This window comes from Pantoea sp. SM3 (assembly GCF_000963995.1).
Taxonomy (GTDB): domain Bacteria; phylum Pseudomonadota; class Gammaproteobacteria; order Enterobacterales; family Enterobacteriaceae; genus Pantoea; species Pantoea rwandensis_B.
The window spans coordinates 22,531-29,517 of record NZ_JZRD01000010.1; the positions used below are offsets into that span (position 1 = coordinate 22,531).

At 53.1% G+C, this 6,987-nt stretch carries 7 protein-coding genes; 3 read left to right on the forward strand and 4 right to left on the reverse strand.

From position 1 onward, the window contains the following. Positions 1-51 precede the first annotated feature (51 nt). From VI01_RS06520 to VI01_RS06535, 4 genes are read right to left on the reverse strand one after another with little or no spacing between them, the layout of a single operon-like run. Positions 52-1,485 (reverse strand): 6-phospho-beta-glucosidase, encoded by a 1,434-nt coding sequence (locus VI01_RS06520; protein ID WP_045814456.1) that lies wholly within the window; start codon positions 1,483-1,485, stop codon positions 52-54. Between the two features lie 30 nt (positions 1,486-1,515). Then, entirely contained in the window at positions 1,516-1,848 is a 333-nt protein-coding gene (locus VI01_RS06525) for a PTS lactose/cellobiose transporter subunit IIA (RefSeq protein WP_038650038.1), read from the reverse strand. Positions 1,849-1,856: 8 nt separating this feature from the next. Next, positions 1,857-3,173, reverse strand: coding sequence for a PTS sugar transporter subunit IIC (locus VI01_RS06530; RefSeq protein WP_045814457.1), 1,317 nt, complete (start codon positions 3,171-3,173; stop codon positions 1,857-1,859). Further along, positions 3,173-3,493: a PTS sugar transporter subunit IIB gene (locus tag VI01_RS06535; protein WP_038646412.1), complete on the reverse strand. Its 321-nt coding sequence runs from the start codon at positions 3,491-3,493 to the stop codon at positions 3,173-3,175. Before VI01_RS06535 ends, VI01_RS06530 begins: the two co-directional genes overlap by 1 nt. 293 nt (positions 3,494-3,786) lie before the next feature. Between VI01_RS06535 and VI01_RS06540 the strand changes: the two genes are divergently transcribed. The 3 genes from VI01_RS06540 (at position 3,787) to gap (ending at position 6,927) form a co-directional block, all read left to right on the forward strand. Continuing rightward, a complete protein-coding gene (locus VI01_RS06540; protein ID WP_045814458.1) occupies positions 3,787-4,809 on the forward strand; it encodes a LacI family DNA-binding transcriptional regulator in 1,023 nt (340 codons plus the stop codon). Positions 4,810-4,860: 51 nt separating this feature from the next. Further along, entirely contained in the window at positions 4,861-5,838 is a 978-nt protein-coding gene (locus VI01_RS06545; RefSeq protein ID WP_045814459.1) for a GlxA family transcriptional regulator, read from the forward strand. A 78-nt stretch (positions 5,839-5,916) separates the two neighbouring features. Beyond that, positions 5,917-6,927, forward strand: coding sequence for a type I glyceraldehyde-3-phosphate dehydrogenase (gene gap / locus VI01_RS06550; RefSeq protein WP_045814460.1), 1,011 nt, complete (start codon positions 5,917-5,919; stop codon positions 6,925-6,927). Positions 6,928-6,987 lie beyond the last annotated feature (60 nt).

A 6,987-nucleotide genomic window follows, 5' to 3' on the forward strand; every position in this document is an offset into this window, starting at 1 on the left:
GAAGAGATGACACATCTGTTTTACCCGGGTTTCATGCCCGGGCAATGCGACTTAAAGCGCTTCACCTTGCGAGGCGATGACCTTTTTATACCAGGCAAAACTCTTCTTCTTCGAGCGCGAAAAATCGCCGGTTTGGTCGTCATTGCGGTCCACGTAAATAAAACCGTAGCGCTTGCTGTATTGGCCGGTACCAAAAGAGACGCAATCGAGGCAGCCCCAGGGCGTAAAGCCCATCAGGTCCACGCCATCTTCCAGTACAGCTTTTTTCATTTGCTCGATGTGTTCACGCAGGTAGGCGATGCGATAGTCATCATTGACCTCACCGTTGGCCTCACGTTGATCAACGGCGCCAAAACCATTTTCCACAATAAACAGCGGCTTCTGATAACGCTCATACAGCGCGTTCAGCGTGTAGCGCAGACCGACCGGATCGATCTGCCATCCCCAATCTGACGCCTGCACGTGTGGATTTTTTCGGCTGCCAGGGAAAGCCTCGAGTGCGCTGTCCATGCGGGTCGCGCTGGCATACTCCACGGCGTTACTCATGTAATAGCTAAAGCCGAGATAGTCGGTGCAACCTTCTCGCAGCGTTTGTGCATCCTCCGCTGCCATCTCAATGTTGAAACCGCGCAACGCCCACTCTTTCAAAATGTACGAAGGATAGGCACCGCGCATGTGCACATCGCCAAACAGATAACGTTCCTGCATCGACTTTTGCGCGTACATCACATCATCAGGATGGCATGACCACGGATACAGCGGCACCATAGCCAGCATGCAACCGATCTTAAATTCAGGATTGATTTGATGCCCCAGCTTCACCACTTTGGCACTGGCCACAAACTGATGATGCAGCACCTGATACATCACCTCTTCCGGCTTTTCATGTTCGGTGAAAATCACCCCTGAGTTGCTGTAACCGAACAGCGGGCGGCGCCAGTTACGCTGGTTGTTGATCTCGTTAAAGGTCATCCAGTATTTCACTTTGCCCTTGTAACGCTTCATCACCACTTCGCTATAGCGCACAAAGAGATCGATCAACTCACGATTGAGCCAGCCGCCATACTCCTTCACCAGGTGCAATGGCATCTCGAAGTGCGACAGCGTAATCACCGGTTCGATACCATATTTGAGCAACTCATCAAACATGTCGTCGTAAAACTGCAGGCCCGCTTCGTTAGGTTGTTGCTCATCGCCTTTCGGGAAGATGCGTGTCCAGGCAATCGAGGTACGAAAACACTTAAAACCCATTTCGGCAAACAGCGCGATATCATCTTTGTAGTGATGATAAAAATCGGTGGCCTGATGATTGGGGTAGTGTTTCCCCTCGACAATCCCATCGGTAATTTCACGTTCAACCCCATGCGCTCCGCCCGTCAACACATCGACGATGCTCGGTCCTTTACCTCCTTCGTTCCATCCACCTTCAACCTGATGCGCGGCAACGGCGCCGCCCCATAAAAAATCAGCCGGTAACTGAGACATAATCCATCCTTTTATGTGATTAACAGCGTCTTACTGCACGTGGGTTTTCGACAACGCCTGCACCTGACGATGCAGATAAATCAGCTCTTCAACTAAATCACGGCACAGCATGGCGTTCATCAGATGATCCTGCGCATGCACCATAATCAGATTGACGGGAATCTTGCCGCAGCCTTCATCGGCACCGATTAAGGCGGTTTGAATTTTATGGGCTTCGCGCGCGGCATCTCGGGCACTGGCCAGCAGCGCATCGGCTTCCTGCCAGTTGTGTTTTCGGGCCGCTTGCAGTGCCTGCATCGATGATGAACGGGCTTCTCCGGCATGAATAATCAGCTCCATCACCGTGCTTTCCATTTCCTGCATCTCTTGCATTACTTCATCTCCTCTGCCAGTTGTTCCTGCGCCATCTCTTCTTCCTGCGCAAGCAGTTGGCGTTCATACATTTTGAAGAACGGGTAATAAATCAGCGTGGATAAACAAATCAGGAAGGCCACCAGCACTACCGCGCGCCAGTCCCAGCCGGTTGACCATGCCGCACCAATCGGTCCCGGTGTGGTCCAGGGTGCCAGCGAAATGACGTGGTTGATCAGGTTGGTGCGAGTAGCGGTCCAGGCGATAACCGCGTTGATCAACGGCGTGGTGATAAAGGGAATAAACAGCAGCGGATTCATCACCACCGGCGAACCGAAAATAATCGGCTCATTGATGTTAAACATACCGGGTACAAAGCCGAGGCGGCCGATGGCGCGCAGATGCGCGGAGCGGCTGCGCAGATAGAGAATCACCAGGCCCATGGTGGCGCCCGAACCGCCCACGGTGATGAAGAATTGCCAGAACGGCTCGATAAAGATCTTAGGAATATCCTGGCCGGCATTTAGCGCTTCCTGGTTCAGCCCCAGATTACTCAGCCAGAATGCCTGTAAAATCCCACCGACAATCGCCGCACCGTGAATACCGGCAAACCACAGCAGATGACAGAGCAAGACGGCGATAAGCACGGCGGGCAGTGAATCGGCTGCGGAGATGATTGGCGCAAACACCGACATAATGGCCTGAGGAATGAGTAAGCCAAAGTGGCTCTCCATAAACAGGTTCAGCGGATAAAGCGTCAGGAAAATCACCATAATGGGGATCAGCAGGTCAAACGACTGACGAATCTTCGGTGGCACCTGTTCTGGCAGTTTGAAGCCAATGTTGTATTTCACCAGCCAGTGCATCACTTCCGTGCAGTACAGACTGATCAGGATGGCGGTGAATATCCCTTCCCCGCCCAGCGATGCCACGGATAACGCACCATCCTTTTCCGGTGCAGCCACCACCAAAAAGGTCATCAGCGACAGCAGCGCCGCCATCAGGCCATTGAGTTTGTAGCTTTGCGCCAGGTTGTAGGCAATTGCGCCAGTGATAAACACCGCCATGATGCCCATCGTCATGTTGTAGGGCATCATCAGCTGGTCGTTGTACTGCTTCACCATGCCCAGCCACCACTGGGCAAAGCCCCACTGGCTGTCCTGACTGAAAGGAGGATGTGAGAACAGCAGCATAAATGAACCGACAATCAGGAACGGCATCGAGGCAATAAATCCGTCCTTGATGGCCACCACATGCCGTTGCGAGGAGAGTCGTGCTGCAATCGGACTGATGCGGTTCTCAATCACGCCAAATAAAGAGTCAGCCAGTGTACTCATCATGCCCCCTTATTGGCATCAATCAGGGCGAGCGCCGACTTCAGGATTTTTTCGCCATTTAACATCCCGTAATCCATGGTGTTAATGACGGTGACCGGTTTGTGATATTCCTGCGCCTGGCGTTCGAAATCTGCCAGCTTATATTTGATCTGCGGGCCTAACAGACAACAGTCATACTCCGCGATTTTTTCATTGAACTCTTCCATGCCAACGGCATCAATTTTGGCTTCTAAACCCAGCTGCGTAGCGGCTTTCTGCATTCTTTGTACCACCATGCTGGTTGACATACCTGCGGAACAACACAATAGAATTTTCACCATGATACCCTCCGTTTTTTTAAATAATTACGCGCCGAGAACCGTTTCTGCAACCGGTTACAGATTCAATTTGTTCTTTTTGTGATCCATAACTCAAACCGTTAAACCTTATTTAATGAGTGAAAATATGATTAATATGAGACCGGTTTCATATTATTTTTATGTTAGCCTTTTAAATAGGTGATGAAATCGGATGATAATGAGAAAAAACGTTATCGGTTAGAAGAACCTCACTCTGCGGTTTTCAGATTGAGCTTTTGCGCTACAATGCGCGAGAACGCTGAGAAGGAAGATAAATGACGACAATGCTTGATGTCGCAAAACGCGCAGGGGTGTCAAAAGCCACGGTGTCACGGGTGCTGGCTGGCCATGCTTATGTGTCTAAAACGGTGCGGGATCGGGTGATGCTGGCCATAGATGAGATGGATTACCGTCCTAATCTGCTGGCACGAAGTCTTGCGACCAACCGTTCGCACAGTATTGGTCTGATGGTGCCCAACACGCTTTACAATGGTCCTTTTTTCACCGAGCTGTTATTCCAGGCCGCGACCCTGACGGAAAAACTCGGTTCACAACTGGTGCTGGGCGATGGTAAACACAATGCGCAGCAAGAGCGTGAAGCCATAAACTTTTTGATCGATAGCTATTGCGATGCCGTGATCATCTATCCGCGCTATTTAAGCGTGGAAGATATTGATGCACTTATTCCTGGTATGAGTAAGCCGTTAATCGTGTTAAACCGCCGTTTGAAGCAGCATCCGCAATATTCGGTGTGTGCTGACCACGAAAATGACACCCTTAACGCTGTGAATCATTTAATTGCTCAGGGCCACCGCGAGATCGCTTTTATCAAAGGGATGGGCAGCTCTCACACCGGATTAAGTCGCTTGAAAGGCTATCTTTCATCGTTGATAGAAAATGGCATTGAATACGACGAAAACCTGATGCTGGACGGCTGCTGGACCAGCGCCAGTGGGCAACTGGCGGTGGAAGCACTGTTACGTCGTAAAGTGAGATTTTCCGCGATTGTCGCCAGCAATGATGATATGGCGATTGGCGCCGCCTGCGCCTTGCACAACGCGGGTCTGCGCATCCCGCAGGACGTCTCCTTGCTGGGCTTTGATGATATCCCGGTTGCGCCCTATCTCCTGCCGGCGTTAACCACGGTGCATGTTCCGGTTGCTGAGATGGTGTCGAGCGCGTTAACGCAACTGTCTAAAATGCTGGATGGTGAAAGCGTGACGGCGCAGCCACTGATGCCGGGCCGACTGGTGCTGCGCAATTCGATCACCCAGGGACCGTATTACCAGCAAAAATAACGCTACCGTGCGATAATCTGGCTTATTTTGCCACGATGAGCATTTTGCGCCATGAAGCACTTTCTCGTTATCGTCCCCGATGGCGGCATGCTGTTTGAAGCCGCCGGTATTGCCGACATCCTGATGCACGCCAACCTGCACCTGCCCGTTGGCGTTGATCAGCCACGTTATCGCGTCAGTATCGCCACCACGCAGTCACATCAGGTGATTCACGGTCAGTCGGGCCTCAACCTGCTGGCTGACCTGAAGCTGGCCGAAGTAGATCCCCGTGCCGCCTGGGACACCATCATGATTACCGGACGCGGTGACAGCGTCGAAGAGGGCAACATGGTGGTGGATTTCATCAGGCTGGCGGCTCCGCAGGCCCGGCGTGTAGTGTCAATTTGTGGTGGCGCGATGCTGCTCGCTGAAGCGGGTTTGCTGGATGGACGCCGTGCCACGTCACACTGGCGTCTGCTAGAAACGCTGCAAACCCGCTTTCCCCGCGTCCAGGTGGAAGGAGGCCCGCTCTACATCCAGGATGGCCCAATCTGGACGTCCGGTGGCGTGAGTTCCGGCTTTGATCTCACGCTGGCGCTGGTTGAGGAGGATTTCGGTTTCAGCGTGGCACGCGATATCGCTCAGGATATGGTGATGTATTTGCGCCGCCCCGGCGGACAGATGCAGTTCAGCCGCTACCAGCTACAACAAACCAGCACCGGCCCGATCCACGATCTGCAAAGCTGGATACGCGCCAACCTGGCGGAAGATCTGTCGGTTGAGAAGCTGGCCGAACGTGTCGCGATGAGCCCACGCAATTTCACCCGCGTATTCACCCGTGAAACCGGTGCGTCACCGGCGCGCTATGTCGCAGAGGCGCGACTGGCTGCCGCACGCGAACTGTTGGAGCAGAGCCGCGCGACGCTGGAACGCATCGCCCTCGACACCGGATTTGGCAGCAGCATCAATTTGCGCCGCAGTTTTGAGCGCCAGCTGCATCTCACGCCCGGTGAATATCGCCAACGCTTTCACTGCCGTAAAATGGCGTAAAGTGATCCTTTTTTGTCGTTTACGCCAATCACACATCGTCCTACATTGACTGCAACCACTTCGGATAAGGAGTCAATGATGATCAAGGTAGGCATTAACGGTTTTGGCCGTATCGGACGTAACGTATTCCGCGCCGCACTGGGCAGTGATGATATTGAGATTGTGGCGATTAACGATCTCACCGACAGTAAAACCCTGGCGCATCTGCTGAAACACGACTCTCTGCTGGGCCGACTGCCTGCAGAAGTGGAAGCAGGTGAAGGTGAACTGCGCATTGATGGTAAGCCAGTACGCGTGTTCAGCGAACGAGATCCAGCCAATATTCGCTGGAGCGATGTGGGTGTCGATATTGTTATCGAAGCCACCGGATTCTTCACTGAACGTGACAAAGCAGCGGTGCATATCACCCGCGGTGGCGCGAAACGCGTCATTATCTCCGCGCCGGGTAAAAACGATGATTTGACGATAGTGTTGGGCGTGAACGATCAGCGCTACGACCCTCAACAGCATTTCGTCGTGAGCAACGGCAGCTGCACCACCAACGGCTTAGCCCCGGCTGCACAGGTTCTCCATCAGGCCTTCGGTATTGAGCATGGTCTGATGAACACCACTCATGCTTATACCAATAGCCAGGTGCTGCACGATCAGCCGGAGAAAGATCTCCGCGGCGCGCGCGCGGCGGCGCTGTCAATCGTGCCTTACTCCAGCGGTGCGGCTAAAGCGTTGGGGCGTGTTATCCCCGAGTTGGATGGGCGTTTGACGGGCTATTCACTGCGCGTACCGGTGCCGGTGGTGTCGATTGTCGACTTAACCGTGACGCTTAAACGTGATGTCACCGCCGAGGAAGTCAATGATGCCTTTAAAGCCGCTGCAGCAGAAGGCCCGCTGAAAGGGATTCTCGGTTACAGCGATGAACCACTGGTTTCCAGTGATTATCAGGGCGATCCCCGTTCATCCATCATCGACGGCCTTTCCACGCTGGTGATTGGCGGCAACCTGGTGAAAATTCTTGCCTGGTACGATAACGAGTGGGGCTTCTCGAACCGTCTGGTGGATTTAGCACGTCTCATGGCACAGCGCGGATTGTAATTCGCCCTCCTCCTCAACTAAAAAAATCCCCGCTAATGCGTAATGCCGATCAGTTAAGAC